Source organism: Acinetobacter sp. RRD8 (genome assembly GCF_031844225.1).
GTDB lineage: Bacteria > Pseudomonadota > Gammaproteobacteria > Pseudomonadales > Moraxellaceae > Acinetobacter.
The window spans coordinates 17,693-40,013 of record NZ_JAUZUU010000007.1; the positions used below are offsets into that span (position 1 = coordinate 17,693).

Here is a 22,321-nt window from a genome sequence, read left to right on the forward strand (position 1 = left end):
AAAATAGATTATTCTGCGCAGCTTCTCATATGTTGAGCTGCGCACCGTCATTGTTGTCGAGGCCGATCTCATGTCCCTGTTACGCCGTTGGTTTGATCCAATCCGATCGAGTTGGTTTTACCAAAAACCGACCCGTCAAACGGTGTTATCTATTCAAGATGGGCTGAGTATCCATTTAAGACTGGATGATGTGTACAGTTATCTGGCGGTACAGCAGTTGCCCCAGCTCGAAGAAATTTTAAGTCCAGAACTCAAGCCGCTAAAAGTCATCATTTCCAGTGAGCATGCCGAAGCGCCGAACCAGATGTCTTTTGATGAATGGCAGCACTACACGATTAATGATGCAAAAATCTTGTCAAAACAGCATCGTTTCAGTTTTCATGATACGCCGGAATTACCGAGCGCTGAGGCCTTAAAACAGGCCGAACTGATTTTGCGACATACGCCGCTGCGTGGACAGGATTTCCTGTATTTGCTGGAAGATGTCTTCCATATGCTGTGGCAAAAACAGACCGGAAAATTACGAACTCTTTATGCCATGGCCAGTCGCCACCATCAGCCACAGGATTTTCCCGAACGTATTTTTGACCAGACCCCGATTCTGGCCAGCTATTTCAATTTAGGCGGTCGCCAGTATCAGGCGGTCGATGACCTGTTGCGTTTGACCCGGCGTCTGGAGCAGCAAAAACTGCTGACCGGTAATCCGATTTTTATGATCGATCACATTGAATGGCGTGAACATCTGATCAGTGATGCCGAGGAGCTGAACGAGATCCAGTCGATGGATCCGGAACTGGACTTGTATATCGCGCTGGAAGATCCGATCTCCTGGCTATTGCTGGCCTATATCAAGGAAGAACTGGCGGATTATTATAATATCCAGCTGAATGTCTATCCCTTGTCCTATCGTGGACGAGATGACTTTGACTGGAGTCTGGCCACACGGTTATCCAAACGGACGGAAGTTGAATTCACTCCGTTCTGCCGACCGACCGAGCAGGCGATTGCGCCAATGGCACAATTATTTTATAGCTGTCCCGAGGAGCAGCGGATCGAGGCGATGTACCAGATCTTGCAGGCCGTCTGGACCCGTGGTGAAGACCTGTCTTATGCACCCCATTTCAAACGTTTGCAGCAACAGTTAAATATTGTCGATCTGACCCAGGACGATATTCTGGTCAAGCTGCAGGACAATGATATGCTCTGTGAAATGAAGTCGCAGCCGAATTTTCCGGTACTGGAACTGCGCATAGATGATCAAAGTTATACATTTAATAGCTTATATCGGGTCTGGATGATTGAAAGTATTTTCAGTAATGTGTTAGAAGAAAAGTATAAGAGTAATAATCAAACTGAAAGTGAACTGAAAAAACATGGAAAAGATCAAAGCTGAATCACTAGAACATGCACGTCAACAGATCGATGCCATTGATACAGCTTTAGTTGAGCTGATCGCTGCGCGTCAATTTTATGTTGATCAAACCACCCGTTTCAAAAAAACCGAAACCGATTTACAGTCACCGGAACGTATGGAGCAGATTGTAGAAAATGTCAGAGCTCTGGCGCAAAAACAAGGTGTCGATCAGGAGTTTATTGAACATCTCTATCGTGAAATGTTTCATTATTTTATTCAACGTGAACTGAAAGAGTTTCGTCCTTAACCAGGCACATGCGTTAACAGTAGCCTTGCGGGGTTTGTTGTTATTGCACTGGCTATAAATTTGAACCCTATCAACATAAAAAAAGCAGCCTAAGGGCTGCTATAAATTTTCAAGTTTTACGGTTATTTTTTATCGGCCAGACTAAAGAACCAGTTCAGGAACAGTGCAGCAAACGTTGCCGTACCAATACCACCCAGATTGAAGCCACCAAAAGTCAGGGCAAAATCACCCGTACCTAAAATAATGGTCACCGCAGCCACCATCAGGTTCTTGTTCTGCGAAAAATCGACCTTGTTCTCAATCCAGATTTTGGCACCGGCAATGGTAATCAGACCAAAGACCACAATCGAAGCACCGGTCAGAATCGCTGTCGGAATCGTGTGAATAATCGCACCAAACTTCGGCGATAAACCCAGAAACACAGCAAAGACACCCGCGACTGCAAAGATGATGGTGGAATACACGCGGGTGACTGCCATCACGCCAATGTTTTCCCCATACGTAGTCATGCCCGGCGCACCGACACCCCCTGCCAGAGTGGTTGCAACACCATCGGCCACAAAGGCTTTACCAATATGCGGATCCAGATTTTCTCCGGTCATCGCACCTACAGCCTTGATATGTCCCAGATTTTCAGCCACCAAAATCAACGCAATCGGTGCAATGATCAGCATGGCATTGACTTCAAAAGTCGGCGCATGGAAAGTTGGTAAACCGAACCAGGCTGCTTGCTGAATGGGAAGGAAGTTGATCGCAGTGCCATAACCCATGACATTACTGAGTACAAAGTAGATCAGATAAGCCAATAACAGGCCGACCAATAACAGCAGGCGCTGTAATAAGCCACGGGTGAATACGGCAATTGAACCCATGCACAGCACAGTGACCAGGGACATCCACATATTGAAGGTATTGCCCATCACGCTTTTCACTGTGACTGGAGCAAGGTTCAGGCCAATGATCATCACCACGGCACCGGTCACTACCGGTGGCATCAGCTTTTCAATCCAGCGGGTGCCCGTCGCCATGACCAGAAAGCCCATGAGCGCATAGAAGATGCCACATGCGATAATGCCGCCTGCTGCAACGCCAATATTTGGATTCAGTCCGCCACCACCTGCATAACCTGTTGCTGCGATGACCACACCAATAAAGGCAAAGCTTGAACCTAGATAACTTGGAACCCGGCCACCGGTGATTAAAAAGAATAGAATGGTACAGATCCCTGACATTAAAATCGCCAGGTTAGGATCAAAGCCCATTAAAAAAGGTGCCAGTACAGTCGCGCCAAACATGGCAAAAGCATGTTGTACACCCAAAATGACCGTTTGTGCGGGTGGCAAATACTCTGCGGTACCTACTGGTCGTGCATCGATACTGCCCTCATAAGGGCGCCATTTGGGAAACCAACTGGACATAAAATGAGCACTCAAAAGATAAATTGTGCACATCATACTCTTGTTCTTTAGAAGATTTAATCACTTAAACAAAATTTTTGTTCAAATTAATTCTATGACTTTATTTAATATTTTACCGGTCGGTAAAAGAATACTGGGTTAAAATTAAAGTGAAATCAGTAAATTAATTTCTTATTATGAATAGGGACATCTATAAATAAATCTGATTTACTATATAAAATAAAATATTTCCTGGCTATTGACTGGTCAATAAAAAAGCACATCGCCAGGATGTGCTTTCAAATGGGAATTTTTGCTTAGCCAGTATTACGCAGACCGGCCGCAATCCCGGCAATACTGACCATCAGCGCATGATCCACCGGGGTGTTTTCGGCCTGTTGCTGTTGCAGATATAAACGGCGACGTTTCATCAGTTCAGCTTGCAGCAAGTGCAAGGGTAGCAGATACGGCTTACGCACCTTCATAGACTGATCCAGTACGCCGTTACTGCTGAGCAGTTTCGACTCGCCTTTCAAGCTTAACAAGGTTTGTACGGCATCTTGCAAACGCTGGCGTAACTCTGTTCCCAGAATTTTCATATCTTCATCCTGAGTCAGATGCGATTCATAATATAGCGCCACATGCGCGTCGGCTTTGGACAATACCATTTCCAGCATATCAATCAGGGTCTGGAAATATGGCCACTCGGCCAGCATCTCATCGAGTACATTACGTTGTCCCTGATCCAGAACTTCATTCAGTGCGGCACCAGTACCGAGCCAGGCAGGCAACATCAGGCGAATCTGGGTCCAGGCAAATACCCACGGAATCGCACGTAGGGATTCAATCCCGCCACTGACTTTACGTTTGGCTGGGCGTGAACCCAACGGCAGCATTTGTAGTTCTAGTTCTGGCGTTACCGTACGCAGGTATTTCACGAAGTGTGGATTTTCCCGTACGGTCTGGCGATAGACCTGAACAGACAGTTCAGTCATTTGATGCATCAGGTCGCGCCATTCCTGTTTTGGCTCAGGTGGCGGGAGCAGGGTCGCTTCCAGGGTTGCAGCGGTATAAATTTCCAGATTTTGCAGCGCGATTTCTTCCAGCCCGAATTTAAAGCGGATCATTTCACCCTGTTCAGTCACCCGGATCGCACCGGAAATAGAACCCGGTGGCTGAGAGAACAAGGCTTGCTGGGTTGGCGCACCACCACGACTGATCGAACCGCCACGACCATGGAACAGGGTCAATTGCACGCCATGTTGCTGGGCAACTGCGGTCAGTTCTTCCTGGGCACGATATTGGGCCCAGTTGGCCGACATAAAACCAGCATCCTTGGCAGAATCAGAATAGCCAATCATGACCTCATGTTTGCCCTGAATATGCTGTTTGTACCAGTGCATATTGAACAGGGTCGACATGGTTGCGGCTGCACCATCCAGATCTTTTAAGGTTTCAAACAGGGGAACCACCCGTAATGCCTGCTCGATACCGGCTTCTTTTTGTAAAAGCAGTACCGCCAAGACATCACTTGGATATTCCGCCATGGAAATAATATAGGCACCCAGAGACTCGCTCGGCTGTTCTGCCAGTGTGCGCATGGTGGCAAAGACTTCCTGTACATCCGGATGTTCAATCAGGCTGCCGGCCGGTTCATTCAGATGTTTAGGCAGTAACGGACGCTTGCTTTGCAATTCCTGCAGTAAAAAGTTTTGACGGGCCTGTTCGGTCCAGGTTTCAAAATTCCCCAGTCCCAAATATTCAGTAATGGCTGAAATCGCCTGGCGGTGACGGCCGGATTCCTGGCGGATATCCAGTTTTAGCAGTTCGATCCCAAAACTGTTGACTCGGTAAATAAAGTCCAGCAGGCTACCATTGGCAATTTCGGCCAGATTGCAGTCCATCAGTGAACGGTAGCAGGTCAGGAGCGGCTGTAAAAGTTCATCTTTACTTTTAATCACCAGACTGTCATCGGCATCATTGCCTTTTAATTTTTCTGCCAGCCAATGCCGAGTCGCTTTCAGGCGGGTACGGGTGTCACGTAAATATTCACGATAGGGTTCAGGATGGGGCTGGCCCAAGGCTTCGGAAATTTCCGGACTGCATTGCTGAATGGACAGTTCCCAGCGCAGGTTTTCAATATCGCGTACATAAAGGTCGGCTGCTTTCCAGCGCGACAGCCACAGTACTTCCTGAGTGACGGTGTGAGTGACATTCGGGTTGCCATCGCGGTCACCACCCATCCAGGAGGCAAAACGTACTGGTGCGACATCTAAGGGCAGGTTCTGGCCACATTGTGCTTGGACCATGCCATTGAGTTCACGGATAAATTTAGGAACTGCATTCCACAGGGTCTGTTCAATGGTGGTAAAGCCCCATTTGGCTTCATCGATCGGAGTCGGGCGATGCTGACGGATTTCATCGGTTTGCCAAGCGGAGCTAATCAGCTGTTTCAGATCGGCCAGAACGGCCTGACGTTCACGTGGCGTCAGTTTCTGCTGGTCGAATTTGGACAGGGCATTATTGATGCCATCATATTTTTGAATCAGGGTACGGCGGCTGACTTCTGTGGGGTGCGCGGTCAGGACCAGTTCAATTTTCAGTTCACAGATTTGCTGATACAGCGTATCGGCAGAAATTTCCTGCTGTTTAAATTTTTCAAATAAAGGCACCAGAGGATTGGGCGATTCTGCAGTGTCGTCAAACTCGCTCTGACGGCGACGACGTACCACATGATATTGTTCGGCAATATTGGCAAAGTTTAAAAAGTGGGTAAAGGCACGGGTCAGCGGCAGGATTTCGGCATCTTCCAGGCTCAAAAACAGTTGTTCCAGTTGTTTTTCTGCTTCGACCTGTCCATCGCGAGCGCCTTTGGACAGGGCACGGATCTGCTCGATCTGATTAAACAAATCCTGTCCGGCATGTAATTTTAAGGTTTCCCCAAGCAAATTACCCAGTAAGCGTACGTCTTCGCGTAGTGGTGCATCAATCTGTTGAATCATTTTTTTATTCCCTCACATGCATGCTTTGACTATACCGCGACTGCATGACAATCCAAGTCCCCTAGAGACAAAAGTTGCAGAGTATTGGCTGCTTTTTTAGCAACTTTTAGGCCACATACGGTGATCGGTGATCAGTCCGAAGGAAAGGAATTAATCCGGCAGGGCATATTTCAGCATAAACAGTTCAATGGCCTCGCTAATGATCTGTTGCTGTTCTGCGCTTGAAGGGGGAGGGCTGAGACCCAGCAGGATTTTCTGATGACGGGTTCCAGTCAGCAGGGACACGATCAGCTCGGTCTGTTTTTCTGGAGGATCGACTTGAATAAAGCGGTATTGCTGGGCCAAGCTAAAAAAATCATTCCAGACTGCATCCAGTTTGCTATGCGAGGCCTGATAAAACTGTTCTGCCAGAGGACTTTGCTGCGAGGCCAGTTCCATCAGCAGCAGGTCCAGCTTGATCGCTTCTGGTAAATGAATAATATTTAAAGCGCGCTGACAGGCCTGATAAAACTCCTGCGCAAAGTCACTGCTTGGCTGCAAGAGCTGAGGATGTTCATGCAGAATGGCTTCACAGGTATCCTCAATCGCACAGCTAAACAGGGTCGCCTTGTCCTGAAAATGATTATACACCGTCAGCTTGGTTACACCTGCCTCACGTGCAATCTGGTTCATGCTGGAGGCATGATAGCCATGCGCTAAAAACAGCGCTTTGGCCACGCTGAGTATGCGCTGACGCTTTTCCAGATCCTTGGGTCGTCCTACAGGTATTTGCACAATTTCTTCCAAAAAAAGTCAACACGGTCATTGCTTTGATGATTCAGTTGTAATTAGTGTGCCGGGTGGTATATTAATTAAAAAACAAGCAATTTAATATATCAGCATAGTTTGCCCTAAAAAAGACGATCAGATAAGAGCGAATAAGATGAGCAGGATTTACAGCGTATTGGCTGGCATGGTGGTGCTTTGCAGCGTGACCTTAAGCGGGTGCAGCAAAGATACTGCTGCAGCAGAACAGGAAGTTCCCTTTGTCATGGTGGCCACACCCACCACTTCACAGCATGAATTAAAAAGTTATGCCGGTGATGTGCAGGCGCGCCAGCAAACGGCGCTGGCATTTCGGGTGGCTGGACAGGTGACCCAGCGCTTCGCCGATGTGGGTGACCAGGTCAAAGTCGGGCAAGTCCTGGCAACTCTGGATGTCAAAGATGCCCAGCTGCAGCTGAATGCAGCACGTGCCCAGCTGGAAAGCGCGCAGTCTGCCACTAAGATTGCTCAGGATGAATTACAACGTTTCAAGCAGTTATTGCCATCCAATGCCGTGAGCCGCTCACAATATGACGCGATCGAAAACCAGTACAAGACCGCCCTGTCAAATCTGAAGCAGGTACAATCCAACTATGATACCGCTAAAAACCAGACTGCTTATAACCAGCTGATTGCCACCAGAAACGGCGTAATCACTGCACGCAATATTGAAACAGGTCAGGTGGTCGCTGCCGGGCAGGCGGCGTATGAACTGGCAATTGCCGGCGAGCGTGAAGTGGTGATTGGGGTGCCGGAACAGGCAATTGCTGAAATTAGGGTGGGGCAAGCGGCTCTGGTCACCTTATGGTCCAAACCTGAAGAAAAATTTGCCGCCATTGTCCGAGAGATTTCACCGGCAGCGGACCAGTCGCGTACCTTTCGGGTTAAAGTTTCCTTACGTGAAGGCAATGGCCAGATCCAGCTGGGGCAAAGTGCCCGGGTGTTTTTTCAGCACAGCCGCGACAATATGCTCAGTGTGCCGCTATCCAGTGTCTCGGCAACGGATCAGCAGGCTTATGTCATGGTGGTCCAGCCCGATCATACCTTACGTAAAGTCCCGGTCCAGCTCGGTGCCTATGGCCGGGACAGTGTTCCTGTACTCAGTGGGCTCAAGCCGGAAGACTATGTGGTGATTGGTGGCGTACATCTGCTGCGTAACCAGCAAAAAATCAATCCGATTGATCGTGAAAACCGTCGTGTGACCATTCAGGCAGGGAGTTAAGCATGAACTTTAACCTGTCGGAATGGGCTTTAAAAAATAAAGGTCTGGTGCTGTATTTCATGATCCTGCTCGGTCTGATCGGCATCGTCTCTTATTCCAAACTGTCACAAAGTGAAGATCCACCTTTTACCTTTAAAGTCATGGTGATCCAGACTTACTGGCCGGGTGCCAGTGCCAAAGAAGTATCCCTACAGGTCACTGACCGGATTGAAAAGGAACTGATGACCACGGGACAGTATGACCGCATCATGGCCTATTCGCGTCCGGGTGAATCCATGGTGACTTTTGTTGCCAAGGATTCCCTGGCTTCGAAAGATGTCGCTGATGTCTGGTATAACGTGCGCAAGAAGGTGGGCGATATCCGGCATGAATTGCCACAAGGGGTACAAGGGCCGTTCTTTAATGATGAATTTGGCGACACCTTTGGCAATATTTATGTGCTCAAGGGTAAAGATTTTGACTATGCGACCCTCAAGGAATACGCCGACCGCTTACAGCTGCAACTGCAACGGGTCAAAGATGTTGCCAAAGTTGAGCTGATTGGCCTACAAGACCAGAAAATCTGGATTGAGATTTCCAATACCAAGGCCATTCAGCTGGGCGTTCCAGTCATGGCGATTCAGCAAGCCCTGCAGCAGCAAAATGCCACCACCCAGTCCGGTTTTTTTGAAACCGGTTCAGACCGGATTCAGGTGCGGGTCAGTGGTGCATTAAACAGTGTTGAAGAATTAAGACAGATGCCGCTGCTGGTCAATGGCAAAACCATTCAGCTGGGAGATGTCGCAGAAGTCTATCGAGGCTTTAGTGATCCGGCACAGCCCCGGATGCGCTTTATGGGCGAAAACGGCATTGGTATTGCTGTATCGATGCGCAAGGGTGGGGACATCATTGCCTTGGGTAAAAATCTGGAACAGGAATTCGCCCGCCTGCAAAAAGCTCTGCCACTCGGCATGGAGCTGCAAAAAGTCTCCGATCAGCCGGTGGCAGTCAAACGCAGTATTAACGAATTTATGAAAGTGCTGGCAGAAGCGGTGGTTATCGTATTGCTGGTCAGTTTTTTCTCGCTCGGTTTCCGGACCGGTCTGGTGGTGGCTTTCTCGATTCCGCTGGTGCTGGCCATGACTTTTGCCGGTATGCAGCTGTTTGATGTCGGACTGCATAAAATTTCCCTGGGGGCCCTGATTCTGGCTCTCGGTCTTTTGGTCGATGATGCCATTATCGCCATTGAAATGATGGCGATTAAGATGGAGCAGGGTTATAGCCGTTTACAGGCGGCCGGGCATGCCTGGCGCACCACGGCTTTTCCAATGCTGACAGGCACCCTGATTACCGCTGCCGGTTTCCTGCCGATCGCCACTGCAGCATCGAGTACCGGGGAATATACCCGTTCGATTTTCCAGGTGGTGACCATTGCATTGCTGGTGTCCTGGATTGCCGCGGTACTGTTTGTGCCATATTTAGGCGATAAACTTCTGCCGGATTTCAACAAGGATTTAATTCAGAAAGCGCCGTGGTATCAGCGTCTCTGGGCACGTCTACGCAAACAGCCAGAACCTCAGCCGATTGTGCATCATGCCGGAGAACATTATGACCCTTATCAAACCCGGTTTTATCAGGGCTTTCGCCGTTGGGTCGATGCCTGTGTGACCTATCGTAAAACTGTCATTGTTGCCACGGTCGGAATTTTTATTCTGTCTATTTTAATGTTTAAGCTGGTGCCGCAGCAGTTTTTCCCACCCTCGAACCGGGCTGAAATTCTGGTGGATCTCAAACTTGAAGAAGGTGCTTCACTGAAGGCCACTGAAGCTGCAGTAAAAAAAGTAGAAGCCTTTTTATCGAAACAAGAGGGCATTGATAACTATGTGGCTTATGTCGGGATGGGTTCTCCACGTTTCTATTTACCGCTCGATCAGCAGTTGCCGCAAACCAGTTTTGCCCAGTTTGTGGTGCTGGCATCCTCTTTAGAGGATCGAAATGAAATCCGTAAATCCTTAAGTGACCAGATTCGAAAGTTATTGCCAGAAGTGCGTACCAGGGTGTCCTTGCTGGAAAATGGCCCACCTGTGGGTTATCCACTACAATTCCGGGTGTCGGGTGAAGATCTAGGATTAGTCCGTGAATGGGCGCAGAAAGTTGCAGCCACCGTGGGAGACAATCCGAATACCACCAATGTGCATCTGGACTGGGGCGAGCCGAGTAAAGTCATCAAATTGCAGATTGATCAGGATCGTGCCCGTCAGCTTGGGGTGAGTAGCAGTGAACTGGCCAATGTACTCAACAGCTCGATTTTGGGGGCAGGCATTGATCAGTATCGTGAAAAACGTGAATTGATTGAAATCCGTTTACGTGGTGCTCAGGCTGAACGGGTGGAGGTAGCATCTTTAGCCAGTCTGGCTGTTCCGACTGCGACCGGTACATCAGTACCTTTGGCGCAGCTGGCCAAGATTGAATACAGCTTTGAAGAAGGTCTGATCTGGCATCGGAATCGTTTGCCGACCATTACTGTGCGTGCCGATATTCGTAGCAAGTTGCAGCCCGCTACTGTGGTCAATGAACTCAAAGAGCCACTGGGAAAAATCCGGGCAGAGCTGCCGAATGGCTATCTGCTGCAAGTGGGCGGTACGGTTGAAGAATCTGCTCGCGGGCAGAACTCGGTTAATGCCGGCATGCCTTTATTCCTCGCAGTCGTCATGACTTTATTGATGATTCAGCTCAAGAGCATCTCACGGGCCTTTATTGTGTTCCTGACTGCACCTTTGGGCATTATCGGAGTGGTGTTATTCCTGTTAATTTTCAATAAACCTTTCGGTTTTGTTGCGATGCTCGGAACGATTGCATTATCGGGAATGATTATGCGCAATTCGCTCATTCTAATTGACCAGATCGAGCAGGATATTCAGGCCGGAGAGTCGCAGTGGGATGCCATCATCAATGCCACGGTACGCCGTTGTCGTCCGATCGTATTGACCGCACTGGCTGCGGTGTTGGCGATGATTCCTTTGTCCCGTAGTATTTTTTTCGGGCCGATGGCAGTGGCGATTATGGGCGGTTTGATTGTAGCAACACTATTAACCCTGTTTTTTCTGCCTGCCCTATATGCACAGTGGTTTAAAGTGAAAAAAAGTTTAAATTCTGTTTAAATTTGTCATAATTTCAGGTGCGAAATTTGGAAATTTTCAATATAGTAGCACCTGAGATTTTTATAATTTAAAAAAATAAGTAATTGCTGCATTGGCCGAGCTGCCAATACGGTAACGAGGTTGAACCGAACATGACTCAAGATACATTAACCAAGATGCGACGTTCCGTAGCGATGGCTTATGTCTTCATGTTTTTGGCCTTATTTACCCTGTTTAGTGGACTATTGGCTTACTGGTTCGCACGTAAAGTCACTCAAGTTGATTATGCTGAAGTCTGGTTACAGGCACAGGCGCTGTGGATCATGCGTAATATCGTGATTTATACCATTTTGGCGATCTTTGCTGCGCTGTGGTTTATTCCCCTGTTTTTCTTTGCCTGGGACAGCCAGTTATGGGTCAAAGCCTGTGTGGTGACCGGAGTGATTTTCAGCTTTATTGCTTTTATTTTCCTGATCAATGCCTGGTTTAAAGGCATCCATAAATTCTCTCAAAACAAAGCTGTGTTCTAAAGCGTATAATTTTTTTCATATTTCCCCTTGTAAAACTCGGTTTGACCCCAATTTCAGACCTCAGTTGAATATTAAACAAAATTCCGTGAGGAGCATCGCCAGACATGGCTAAACGTGATTATTATGAGGTTTTGGGCGTCGCTAAAACCGCTAGTGATGATGAAATCAAAAAAGCCTACCGTAAGTTGGCGATGAAATATCATCCAGACCGTAACCCGGACAATGCTGAAGCTGAAGAGAAATTCAAAGAAGCAGCAGAAGCCTATGAAGTGCTCTCTGATGGTGAAAAGCGCAGCATGTACGACCGTATGGGCCATCAGGCCTTTGAAGGTGGTATGGGCGGCGGTGGAGGCTTCGGCGGTGGTTTCAGCGCAGAAGACATTTTCAGCCAGTTCGGTGATATTTTCGGTGGTGCTTTTGGTGGCGGCGGTGGTCGTGGCCAGCAACGCGCGCGCCGTGGTTCTGACTTACGTTATGTGATGGAACTGACCCTGGAAGAAGCGGTCAAAGGCGTCAAGAAAACTATTACCTTTACGGCACCGGCACCGTGTGATGCCTGTGATGGTAAGGGTTCAAAAAATCCAAACGATGTAGAAACCTGCCGTACCTGTCATGGTGCTGGTCAAGTGCGCATGCAGCAAGGTTTCTTCTCCGTACAGCAAACTTGTAGTACCTGTCGTGGTCAGGGCAAGATCATCAAGAACCCATGTAATAAATGTCATGGTTCAGGTGTGTCGGATCGTCAGCAAACTCTGGAAGTCACTATTCCTGCGGGTGTGGATAATGGCGACCGCGTTCGCTTGACCGGTAAGGGTGAAGCAATCCGTGATGGTCAGTCAGGTGACTTGTACGTAGAAGTGGTGGTGCGTGAGCATGAAATCTTCCAGCGTGATGGCGCTGACCTGTATATGGATGTGCCGGTATCAATTGCTGATGCAGCCTTAGGTAAGGAAGTTCAGATTCCTACGCTAGATGGCCGTGTTAGCCTGAAAATTCCTGAAGGTACGCAAACAGGTAAACTGTTCCGCTTACGTGGTAAGGGTGTTAAACCGGTACGTACCAGCATGCAAGGTGACTTGCTGTGCCGTATTGTGGTAGAAACTCCAGTCAACTTAAGTGCACGTCAACGTGAACTGTTAAAAGAACTGCAAGAAACCATGGATGGTGAAGATAGCAAATCATCACCAAAGAAAAAATCATTCTTTGATCGTTTGTTTGATTAATTGAGTGAAAGTAAAAAAGGACGCTGAGGCGTCCTTTTTTATTATGTAGATAAGATACTCTAGATTAGAAGATGCTATTTATTGTTTGATAAGTCTCGCTTAAACATAAAAACCGCCTAAAAAGCGGTTTCTATTTTTATATTTGACTATCTAAATAGAAAGTATGAGTCCAAATTTGGAGGGTGATAGATATTTTGTAAGTGAGAAAAAAGCATCATTCCCGAAATTAAAAAGGCCAATATTGTTATTACAGAGCTATATAATCGCATTCATTACTTATCAAATTTACCAGTACAGCAGATTACTCTTATTTTGTTATCATGACAATGAAAGCTTAATCTTATTGAAATAATTATAAATTTTACTTTTTAATAAATAAAATAAATATATATATAAGAAAACTTGATTAATTAAATTTTTCGTGTATAGTTAACTTAACTAGAAAAAAGTCTTGTTTCGGTAAATCTTCTTTAAGTATCGTAGTTTTAGTCATAATCCTTCGTTTTTTTTCAGATTTTAAGTCTCATTCTTTATTATTTCAAAGTTATAATCAGTCTATAAAATGACTAAAAAATTATTAAAAATTATTAGGATATATTATGTCAAACTCAAATGTTGTTAAAGGTACTGTAAAGTGGTTCAACGAAACTAAAGGTTTTGGTTTTATTCAACAAGAATCAGGTCCAGATGTTTTTGCTCATTTCAGTGAAATTGCGAGTTCAGGTTTTAAAACCTTGCTTGAAGGCCAGCTGGTTGAATTCAGTGTAGCTCAAGGTCAAAAAGGACCGAATGCTGTAAATATTGTTGCTATCTAAGCAAGAATAAACAGTAAAAAAAGCACTTAATAAGTGCTTTTTTTATCGTTCAAATTTAATTTTAAGTTATTTTCCAAATTGGAAAAATCTTTAGAAAAACAGGATTCAAGTTGTTAAAAATAAATGATTTAATTGCAAAATCTAAAAATGGTACTGAAATTATTGTTTCGTTAATTCCTCTCAATAAAATGCAAAATACACGTCAGGGTTTAAAAAGAATTGAAGTGGGTAAAAGAGTTCTTCTTTCATCTGGAGTTGAGGTAGATTTAAACTTAGATGGTCGTACATTCTATACTTCTATAAATCAATTATTTAAGCTAAATCATAAAGTTATTTAAAGATAAAATTCAGAAACATCAATTTTTAGTGGATATTTTGCCACTTTAACTATTATTAAAGGTATAGATATGCTTAAACAAAGTATTAGTGTAAAGGATCAGTTTGGGGCTCAACACGCTATTCAAGCAACAGTCGATCATCATTTTTCTAAAACACAATCTCATTCCAATATAAAACATATCACTGTAGATGGTGAAGATATTCGTCCCAGTTTTGAAATGTGCTTTCAAAGTACCTTAAGTGGAAAAATTTTCAAAATTGTATAGACCAGGCAAATTTTGCTTTAGGTATTATTATTTTTAATAAGTTCCCGAAGAGCTAGAGAATTAATTTGCTCAATCTAAGGACTGATTTTTGTATAAGGCAAAATTGAGTCCTTTTAGTCTCAATAAGACTTAAAATCCTATCTACTCATCAATTCAAAAGTAGATCTTCACAATTAAAATTTAGTAAAAGTCTTGCATAAGAATCCCGTTAATCTAACTGAGATTTAAATCATCAAGATTTTGAGCTGACTTAATAATGGCGAGCCTAAACAGGAAAAACTGTATTGGCAAGTCGTCTGTTTAACTTCAAAAATCAGTAATCTCAGTAAATCATTTCAAAATCATAGCGATAAAATTATGAATAAGCTTATTCAAGTTATATGAGCAATTGCTAAAAACTATATGACGAGTCAAGTTGATGTATATCGTATAGCTTTGACGGAAGTGATAGCCTAACTTCTTAAGCTTGATTAAAACTCTTATCAATATCAGTGATTTCGCTCTTTGAGTATTTTCATTGATTTTTATGCAATGCAGCTTAGTGTTATTCCGCAGTTTTGCTATAGTAAGAGCAATTTTGGATCAACATCAGGACTATGTTATGTCAGCTACACCACGCATTGGGATCTTAGGTGCAGGCGGTCGTATGGGGCGTATCCTTATTCAGGCTGTGCATGAAGCCGGTTATCAATTGGCGGCTGCAGTAGAACGCCCTGAAAGTACACTATTAGGTGCTGATGCTGGCGAACTTGCCGGAATTGGCGCAACAGGTGTGAAGGTCGTGGGTAGCCTTACCGATGTAGTCAAAGACTGTGATGTCGTGATCGATTTCACTGCGCCAGCAGCGACCGTCAATCATCTTAAAATCTGCCGTGAAGCAGGGGTCGCAATCGTGATTGGTACCACCGGTATGAATGACGAGCAAAAAGCCTATTTGGAGGAATCTGCCACGGAAACTCCTGTAGTTTATGCAGCGAATTATTCAGTGGGTGTGAACGTTTCAATCAAACTGCTTGAACTGGCCTCTAAAGTATTTGGCGATACGGTTGATATCGAAGTGATTGAAGCACATCACCGTCACAAAGTAGATGCGCCATCGGGTACAGCTTTGATGTGGGGTGAGGCGATTGCGGAAACTTTGGGCCGTGACCTGAAAGAAGATGCGGTATATTGCCGTGAAGGTCATACCGGTCCGCGTGAGCGTAAGAGTATTGGTTTCCAGACCATTCGCGGTGGCGATATTGTCGGTGAACATACTGCAATGTTTATTGCTGATGGGGAACGTGTGGAAATTACTCATAAAGCGACTAACCGGATGAACTTTGCTTCTGGTGCGGTACGTGCTGCAGCTTGGGTCGTCGGTCGTGAAGCGCGTAAATATGATATGAAGGACGTGCTTGGTTTTAACGATATTCAGGTTTAAAACCGAGTTAAAATCATTTATAAAAAAATCTAAAACTAAAATAAGACGAATAAAAAATGCAAAAAATGATTTTCCTGCTCTGTGCAGTGGCGCTTGGCGCCATTGCGCAGGCCAAGCCTGTCGGGACGCCTAAACTCAGTATTCATAAAAATAATATCAAGGTCTGGACCTATCAGAATGAGCAAAACCCGGTCTTTCTCTATAAAGCTGAAACCACCTATACTGCGCCTGTTGAAAATGCCATTTCCCTCATTTTGAATGTTGAGCATGCCGTGCAATGGGTTCCCTATATGGGTAGCATCAAGGTCCTGTCCCGCGATGATAAAAAAGGTGACTTTACCCTGTATATGGTGCTGGATTTTCCATTTCCCTTAAAAGACCGTGACCTGATTGTACAGGGCAAGATGATCAAGGAAACCAATGGTCAGATCACCATCAAGAATAAAGCCATCCAAAGTGGCTATCCTTTAAACCCGGATTATGTGCGTTTAACTGATTATCAGGGCGACTGGACTTTTCAGAAACTGGTTAATAATAAGGTCAAGGTTTCAACCTATGGTTATGCCAATCCGGAAGGTTCCATTCCTTTGACCTTCGTAAATATGTTTGTGCAACAGCAGCCTTATCAGATGCTGCAGAAAATGAAGACCGAGCTGGCTAAGCCTGCCAGTATTGCGGTCTTGCCTGAAGCTCTGCAATAAAAAAGACCCAATCGCTGGGTCTTTTTAACACGTGAAAACAGACTGAATTTAAGCTGTAAAATCTGCTTTAAGTACAATCCGGTAACGGGCTTTGCCAGAATGCAGGTGTTCAATCGCCTGATTCAGCTGTGACATCTGGAAGACTTCAATTTGTGGTGCAATATTTTTACGTGCAGCAAATTGGAGTAACTGACGTAATGCCGCCGGCGAACCTGTCGGTGAACCGGTGACTGACTTGGCTCCGCCAATCAGCATGCCAGCCGGAATCTGCATCGGCTCAAGTGGTAAACCCAGCATATGTACAGTGCCGTTTGGTGCCAAAGTTGCCAGATAAGCCTGCCAGTTCAAGGTGACATTGACCGTACTGAGCAATAAATCAAACTTGCCACGCTGGGCTTTTAAGGCAGCCGAATCACGGCTATTGACCACATGGTCAGCGCCCATGGCTTTCAGCTCATCAGTTTTATCCAGATTTGAAGTGAAAGCGGTAATTTCACAGCCCCAGGCTTTCAGCAGCTTGATTGCCATATGCCCTAAACCGCCAATGCCAATTACGCCAACATGATGAATGGCCTGAATCTGATGTTTCAGGATCGGATCGAATACGGTAATTCCGCCACAGAGCAGGGGACCCGCACTTTCAGGGTCAAGATCTTCGGGTAGGGGAATGACCCATTGCCAGCCGGCACGCACTTTATCGGCAAAACCACCGGCATGTCCGACAATGGTCGCCACCTGACCGCCAGTACACAGCACCTGCTGGCCCGAAATACAAGGATCGCAATATTGACAACTTTCCGCTGTCCAGCCGATGCCAACCCGTTGCCCAACTTTCAGGCCTTTGGCTTCTGCACCCAGATGGGTAATGGTGCCGATAATCTCATGTCCTGCTACGACCGGATACACTGAAGAACCCCAGTCATTGTTAATGACTGAAATATCAGAATGACAGAGACCGCAGTATTCCACTTTGACTTCGACCTGATGCGGCTGCAGTTCTCCGGCATCGAATTGATAAGGTTCCAGTTCCGCACCTGCGGACATGGCAGCATAAGCTTGAATAATATTATTCGACATGATTTCAGCTCTTATTTAAATGCGAGGATATTGTTTTAAAGTCACAATGATTTTCATGGTCATCGACCATACCAACGGCCTGCATAAAGGCATAGCAAAGGGTGGGTCCGACAAATTTAAAACCAGCCTGTTTGAGTGCTTTAGACATCTTCTGGCTCTCAATGGTTTGAGCGGGTGCCTGACGATAATCCATAACATCATTATTCAGTCGCGGTTGCTGGGCAAAAGACCAGAGCCACTCCACCAGATTGATTCCTTGCTGTCGGAGCTTCAGCCATGCTTGGGCATTTTCCCGAACGGCGTTCAATTTGCCACGATGACGTATCAGGCTAGCATCGTCAAGTTTCAGTTGGAGTTGTTCATCTGTAAGTAAGGCGATAGATTCAATCGAATATTGAAAAAAATGTTTACGGTAGGCTTCACGTTTTCTGAGGACAGTAATCCAAGCCAGACCGGCCTGCTGTCCTTCCAGACACAGCATTTCAAACAGGCGATTTTCATCCAGCAGGGCCTGTCCCCATTCCTGGTCATGATAGGCGATATACAGCGGATCATCGGAACACCAGCCACAGCGTTGCACAGTCATGTGATGCCCTTTGTTTTTATGCTTTTATAATTTAAACATAGTCCATTGATCCTGCTGATTGTCCCAGTACGACAGTTCAGCCTGATCCAGATCGCTAAATAGAATCCACATATCTTTACCGGCCTTGTCGGCATAACCAGTACTGATCAGAAGCGCATCCTCGGTAATTTCCATCACCCAGCCCTGGTAAGTTTGACCATTCAATACAATTTTTTGTTGATTGCCTGATTCAGCAAATTCTACCAGACGATTGATCAACGCTTCTGACATGTAAATATCCTAAAATTAACGTAAATAGGGATAGGGATTGACCACACCGCGACCCTTACCCTGTAAATAAATTCCATAATGTAGATGTGGTGCAGTGTGCCGGGCATTACCGCTGTTGCCGACATAACCGATCAGCTGGCCTTTTTTGACATAGTCGCCCACTTTTAAGCCACATTTATGTCCATCCAGATGCGCATAATAATGCCAGGAGCCGCCCGGACCCAGAATCCAGACTACTTTACCACCCAAATTGTTGTTACGTAAATCTGCAATCAGGCCCTCAGTCGCGCTAAAGACTTCGGTTCCACGTGGAGCCATGATATCAATGCCTTCATGTAAACGTCCGCGACTGCGCGAAGCGCCCCAGGTATCTGATAATTCACGTGCCTGTACGCGTGCCACCGGGATGGGCAGAGAGGACGGCACTCGCATACTTTTCAGTTTTTGCACGACGATAGGATTGAGCTGTACAGCAGGGGGTTTTTTCGGTGTACTGCTACAGGCGGTTAGTAATATGGCAATTAAAGCCACCCAGGTCAAAGCAAGATATTGGCGCACGCTATTCATCCTTAAATATTGGCAATGCTCATTCTGAGCTGATCGGTTTTTTGCTTTGTCCAGACTATGTCATACATTTACCGCAGAGATCAATTTTTTCATCGCTGTTGGCAGACCGCAATCAATGGCTGTCTCTGGACGCATCCAGTTGCCTTGCAGTTCAATCGCCAGATGTTCCTGCTGATCCTGATCCACTGCAAAAACGATTGCTTCAAGCTGCCAGGTGAAGTGGGTGAAACTATGGCTGATCTGGACTTTTTTGAGGATATTTTTCAGGCCAAGTTGCTGGCATTGCTGTTCAAATTCATGTGCATTTTCAATAATCGGCAGACACCAGAGACCGCCCCAGAGACCGCTATTGGGGCGTTGTTGCCAAAGCCAATCTGTACCAGATTGGATCAGCAAGACCTGAGCAGAGCGCACCGGAACTGGTTTTTTGGCTTTCTTAAACGGTAACTCATTTTCCAGTCCTTGCTGGTGAGCCTTGCAATGCTGCTGCATCGGGCAATACAGACACAAAGGCTTTTTCGGGGTACATACAGTTGCACCCAGATCCATAATCGCCTGGGTATAGTCATGATTACGTTCAACCGGACATAATTCTTCGGCCAGTTGCCATAAAGCACGCTCATGGACGGGTTTGGACAGGTCATCTTCAATCGCGAAGAAACGTGACAAGACCCGTTTCACATTGCCATCCATAATCACGCCATATTGACGTAAACCCAGTGACATCAGGGCACCAGCAGTGGAACGGCCAATGCCGGGCAAGGCCATCCATGCTTCCAGGGTTTGAGGGAACTGCTGCTGTGTTGTCACGATGCCGGCAGCTTTATGCAGATTGCGGGCGCGGGCATAATAGCCGAGACCTGCCCAGTAGGGTGCGACCTCATCCCATGAGGCTTGACCCAAGTCCTGAACAGTTGGAAAACGCTGGATAAATCGCTCAAAATATTGCAGTACAGTTTTGACCTGGGTTTGCTGCAACATGATTTCAGAGACCCAGACTTTATAGGGGTCATCTGTCACCTGCCAGGGCAAGTCATGACGACCATGCACATCAAACCATTCCAACAGGGCATCTGAAAATACGAACATGAACACATAGCAACCGAATAAGCAGCAGCTAGTATAGCGGAATCAGCAGGGTGGGAATGTGAAAAGTGAGATAAAAACGTAGATGTTCATCGAGCTTGATAGAACTTAGCTTTCATAAAAATAAATGCTCCGGAGAGCATTTATTTTTGATCAAAAATCCGGTTAATCGTTAATTCCCCAGCGCTCATCCAGCTTCAAGGTCTTGCCTGCATAACGCGGAATAATATGAATATGCAGATGTTCAACCTTTTCCTGAAATACTTCACCATCAATAAAACCGACATGAAAACCGGCAGGCTGGTAGCGTAATTGCAGTTCATTGCGTGCCTGTTCCAATAAAGACATCAAACTTTTACGTTCTTTGTCAGTCACTTCAAAAAATGAGGCCACATGCCGCAATGGAATGATCACACAATGACCTTCGGACAATGAATTTGGTTCAGGCAACACCACACCATAATCATTTTTGGCAATGACATCATATTCGTCAAAATTGCAGTAGGGGCAGTTGGTTTCAGCCATCATACACATTCTCCTCTGGTAGGATTTATCTTCTTTTCTTCATGAAGTATCTAAAATATTCAGCCTGTGAACAAGCCGGATAGTTGTTTCTATTTATGCCAAATGGCAGTCTAGCAAGGCATACATTGCTGCCAGACCTTTTTGTTCCGCTTCTGCATTGTAACCAAGATCCACACCATTGGCTTTGGCCCGTTCATCCGCAAGCGGGTTGCTAAAGCCATGTTTGGCATTTTCAAAAACAATCACTTCATGCTCGACTTTGGCAGCATGCATTTCCTCACGGAAACTGGCGACATCATCCAGGGTTACCATGCTGTCGAGTTCACCATGTAGCACCAGGATTTCCGCCTGTACCTGACCTTCCTGAGCAGGTGCTTTTGGCGACAGAATGGCATGGAAAGTCGCCACCGCTTTTAAAGGTGCATTAGAACGGGCCAGATCCAATACGACTTTGCCGCCGTAGCAGAAACCAATCGCTGCAAGCTTATCAGCATTGACTTCATCCTGTGCTGCCAGGGCATTCAAGGCTGCTGTTGCACGGTTAACGATAGTGTCAGGATCTTCAAAAGTCTGCATCATCCACTGATGAGCCTGATCAGAATTGGTCGTGACTTTTTTATCACCATACATGTCCATGGCCAAGGCCGCATAGCCATGTTCTGCAAGTTCACGGGCACGCTGTTCGGTATATTCATTCCGACCCCACCATTCGGGTGCGACCAGTACACCGGCAACAGGGGTATCTGTTTCTGGGGCGGCAAAATAACCAATTAATGGGCTGCCATCCTGCGCAGTATAATGAATTTCGCGAGTCTTGATTGCTGCCATGCTGACGTCCTCTATTGTTGTTGAATTGCTTGATTAAAACATAACATAGCAAAACTGATCGGAATGTGACATGAAAACCTGCGATTTAAGGATACTTAAGCCCATAAAAAAAGAGAGGCCAATATAGAACCTCTCCGATTTTAGATCTGGAAAAATAGGACTTATTATTTAGTAATTTCCAGTAATTCCACATCAAAAATTAAAGTACTGTTCGGTTCAATTACATCCCCTGAACCAATCTGTCCATAGGCCAGTTCGGCCGGAATGAAGAAACGATATTTGGCACCTTCTTTCATCAGCTGTAAACCTTCGGTCCAGCCGGTAATGACTTGGGTGGTACGAAATACCACGGGCTGATTACGGGCAATCGAGCTGTCAAAAACCGTACCATCGATTAAACGGCCTTCATAATGTACACGGACATTACTATTTGCGCTCGGCGATTTACCTTTTCCTTCCTGAAGAATCTGATATTGCAAACCTGATTTGGTGGTTTTTATCCCCGGTTTTTTTGCATTTTCAGCCAGAAAAGCCTGACCAATTTTGGCATTTTCATTCGCCTGCTTTTTCAAGGCAATCAGCTCTTTGGCTTCAGCCTGACGCTTAAATTGGGTCAACACCCGCGCCATGTCTTCCTCGCTTAAAGTCGCCTGTTTCCCAGCGGCTGCCGCTTTTAAACCGGCGCTGAAGGCATCCAGATCAATGCCTTGTAAGGAGTCAGCATTACTTTTTCCCATCAGATAACCAAAGCTGTAGCCGACCTGTTCAGCCTCAGGGCTCTTATTGGTGACTTCTTTGGCAAACAGACTGCCAGAACTCAGCAGTAAAACCATCAAACTTATTTGTATTTTCATGATTAATTCTCAAAATAAAGGAGAGC

At 45.9% G+C, this 22,321-nt stretch carries 22 protein-coding genes; 11 read left to right on the forward strand and 11 right to left on the reverse strand.

Features of this window, described 5'->3' with window-relative positions:
* The first annotated feature begins 70 nt into the window (after nucleotides 1-70).
* Both Q9R24_RS08750 and Q9R24_RS08755 read left to right on the forward strand, forming a co-directional pair.
* Nucleotides 71-1,393: a hypothetical protein gene (locus Q9R24_RS08750; protein ID WP_005245482.1), complete on the forward strand. Its 1,323-nt coding sequence runs from the start codon at nucleotides 71-73 to the stop codon at nucleotides 1,391-1,393.
* Nucleotides 1,374-1,661, forward strand: a complete 288-nt coding sequence (locus Q9R24_RS08755; protein ID WP_311204072.1) for a chorismate mutase — start codon at nucleotides 1,374-1,376, stop codon at nucleotides 1,659-1,661. Before Q9R24_RS08750 ends, Q9R24_RS08755 begins: the two co-directional genes overlap by 20 nt.
* A gap of 122 nt (nucleotides 1,662-1,783) precedes the next feature.
* Here the strand turns inward: Q9R24_RS08755 and Q9R24_RS08760 are convergent, their stop codons facing one another.
* The 3 genes from Q9R24_RS08760 to Q9R24_RS08770 form a co-directional block, all read right to left on the reverse strand.
* The gene (locus Q9R24_RS08760) at nucleotides 1,784-3,079 is read right to left on the reverse strand and encodes a solute carrier family 23 protein (protein WP_311204073.1); all 1,296 of its coding nucleotides are present in this window, start codon (nucleotides 3,077-3,079) and stop codon (nucleotides 1,784-1,786) included.
* A gap of 296 nt (nucleotides 3,080-3,375) precedes the next feature.
* Nucleotides 3,376-6,060, reverse strand: coding sequence for a phosphoenolpyruvate carboxylase (ppc, locus tag Q9R24_RS08765; RefSeq protein ID WP_311204074.1), 2,685 nt, complete (start codon nucleotides 6,058-6,060; stop codon nucleotides 3,376-3,378).
* Between the two features lie 150 nt (nucleotides 6,061-6,210).
* Nucleotides 6,211-6,834, reverse strand: a complete 624-nt coding sequence (locus Q9R24_RS08770; protein ID WP_253145344.1) for a TetR/AcrR family transcriptional regulator — start codon at nucleotides 6,832-6,834, stop codon at nucleotides 6,211-6,213.
* Nucleotides 6,835-6,982: 148 nt separating this feature from the next.
* Here Q9R24_RS08770 and Q9R24_RS08775 point away from each other — a divergent pair, with 148 nt between their 5' ends.
* From Q9R24_RS08775 to Q9R24_RS08815, 9 genes are all read left to right on the forward strand, one after another.
* Complete coding sequence (locus Q9R24_RS08775) at nucleotides 6,983-8,086, forward strand: efflux RND transporter periplasmic adaptor subunit (RefSeq protein WP_311204075.1); 1,104 nt, start codon at nucleotides 6,983-6,985, stop codon at nucleotides 8,084-8,086.
* 2 nt (nucleotides 8,087-8,088) lie between these two features.
* Complete coding sequence (locus Q9R24_RS08780) at nucleotides 8,089-11,226, forward strand: efflux RND transporter permease subunit (RefSeq protein WP_311204076.1); 3,138 nt, start codon at nucleotides 8,089-8,091, stop codon at nucleotides 11,224-11,226.
* Nucleotides 11,227-11,357: 131 nt separating this feature from the next.
* A complete protein-coding gene (locus Q9R24_RS08785) occupies nucleotides 11,358-11,735 on the forward strand; it encodes a hypothetical protein (RefSeq protein WP_005245471.1) in 378 nt (125 codons plus the stop codon).
* A gap of 104 nt (nucleotides 11,736-11,839) precedes the next feature.
* Nucleotides 11,840-12,958 carry a molecular chaperone DnaJ gene (gene dnaJ / locus Q9R24_RS08790; protein WP_005104999.1) on the forward strand — a complete coding sequence of 373 codons (1,119 nt, stop codon included), beginning with the start codon at nucleotides 11,840-11,842 and terminating at the stop codon, nucleotides 12,956-12,958.
* A 599-nt stretch (nucleotides 12,959-13,557) separates the two neighbouring features.
* Complete coding sequence (locus tag Q9R24_RS08795; RefSeq protein ID WP_005105001.1) at nucleotides 13,558-13,773, forward strand: cold-shock protein; 216 nt, start codon at nucleotides 13,558-13,560, stop codon at nucleotides 13,771-13,773.
* Nucleotides 13,774-13,883: 110 nt separating this feature from the next.
* A complete protein-coding gene (locus Q9R24_RS08800) occupies nucleotides 13,884-14,111 on the forward strand; it encodes a hypothetical protein (RefSeq protein ID WP_004280858.1) in 228 nt (75 codons plus the stop codon).
* A 69-nt stretch (nucleotides 14,112-14,180) separates the two neighbouring features.
* On the forward strand, nucleotides 14,181-14,378 hold the full coding sequence (locus tag Q9R24_RS08805; protein ID WP_004280859.1) for a hypothetical protein: 198 nt from the start codon (nucleotides 14,181-14,183) through the stop codon (nucleotides 14,376-14,378).
* A gap of 601 nt (nucleotides 14,379-14,979) precedes the next feature.
* Entirely contained in the window at nucleotides 14,980-15,801 is an 822-nt protein-coding gene (dapB, locus tag Q9R24_RS08810; protein WP_153566274.1) for a 4-hydroxy-tetrahydrodipicolinate reductase, read from the forward strand.
* A gap of 56 nt (nucleotides 15,802-15,857) precedes the next feature.
* The gene (locus Q9R24_RS08815; RefSeq protein ID WP_311204077.1) at nucleotides 15,858-16,502 is read left to right on the forward strand and encodes a hypothetical protein; all 645 of its coding nucleotides are present in this window, start codon (nucleotides 15,858-15,860) and stop codon (nucleotides 16,500-16,502) included.
* 48 nt (nucleotides 16,503-16,550) lie between these two features.
* Here the strand turns inward: Q9R24_RS08815 and Q9R24_RS08820 are convergent, their stop codons facing one another.
* The 8 genes from Q9R24_RS08820 to Q9R24_RS08855 form a co-directional block, all read right to left on the reverse strand.
* A complete protein-coding gene (locus Q9R24_RS08820) occupies nucleotides 16,551-17,579 on the reverse strand; it encodes an NAD(P)-dependent alcohol dehydrogenase (RefSeq protein ID WP_262457865.1) in 1,029 nt (342 codons plus the stop codon).
* A gap of 4 nt (nucleotides 17,580-17,583) precedes the next feature.
* On the reverse strand, nucleotides 17,584-18,165 hold the full coding sequence (locus Q9R24_RS08825; protein WP_311204078.1) for a DNA-3-methyladenine glycosylase I: 582 nt from the start codon (nucleotides 18,163-18,165) through the stop codon (nucleotides 17,584-17,586).
* Between the two features lie 24 nt (nucleotides 18,166-18,189).
* Complete coding sequence (locus Q9R24_RS08830) at nucleotides 18,190-18,435, reverse strand: hypothetical protein (protein WP_005108279.1); 246 nt, start codon at nucleotides 18,433-18,435, stop codon at nucleotides 18,190-18,192.
* Between the two features lie 15 nt (nucleotides 18,436-18,450).
* The gene (locus Q9R24_RS08835) at nucleotides 18,451-18,993 is read right to left on the reverse strand and encodes a M23 family metallopeptidase (RefSeq protein ID WP_311204079.1); all 543 of its coding nucleotides are present in this window, start codon (nucleotides 18,991-18,993) and stop codon (nucleotides 18,451-18,453) included.
* 69 nt (nucleotides 18,994-19,062) lie between these two features.
* Nucleotides 19,063-20,091 (reverse strand): A/G-specific adenine glycosylase, encoded by a 1,029-nt coding sequence (gene mutY, locus Q9R24_RS08840; protein ID WP_404976576.1) that lies wholly within the window; start codon nucleotides 20,089-20,091, stop codon nucleotides 19,063-19,065.
* Between the two features lie 162 nt (nucleotides 20,092-20,253).
* Entirely contained in the window at nucleotides 20,254-20,613 is a 360-nt protein-coding gene (locus Q9R24_RS08845) for an HIT family protein (protein WP_026055739.1), read from the reverse strand.
* A gap of 93 nt (nucleotides 20,614-20,706) precedes the next feature.
* Nucleotides 20,707-21,441, reverse strand: coding sequence for a dienelactone hydrolase family protein (locus Q9R24_RS08850; RefSeq protein ID WP_005264532.1), 735 nt, complete (start codon nucleotides 21,439-21,441; stop codon nucleotides 20,707-20,709).
* Between the two features lie 164 nt (nucleotides 21,442-21,605).
* Nucleotides 21,606-22,295 carry an FKBP-type peptidyl-prolyl cis-trans isomerase gene (locus tag Q9R24_RS08855; protein WP_311204081.1) on the reverse strand — a complete coding sequence of 230 codons (690 nt, stop codon included), beginning with the start codon at nucleotides 22,293-22,295 and terminating at the stop codon, nucleotides 21,606-21,608.
* Nucleotides 22,296-22,321 lie beyond the last annotated feature (26 nt).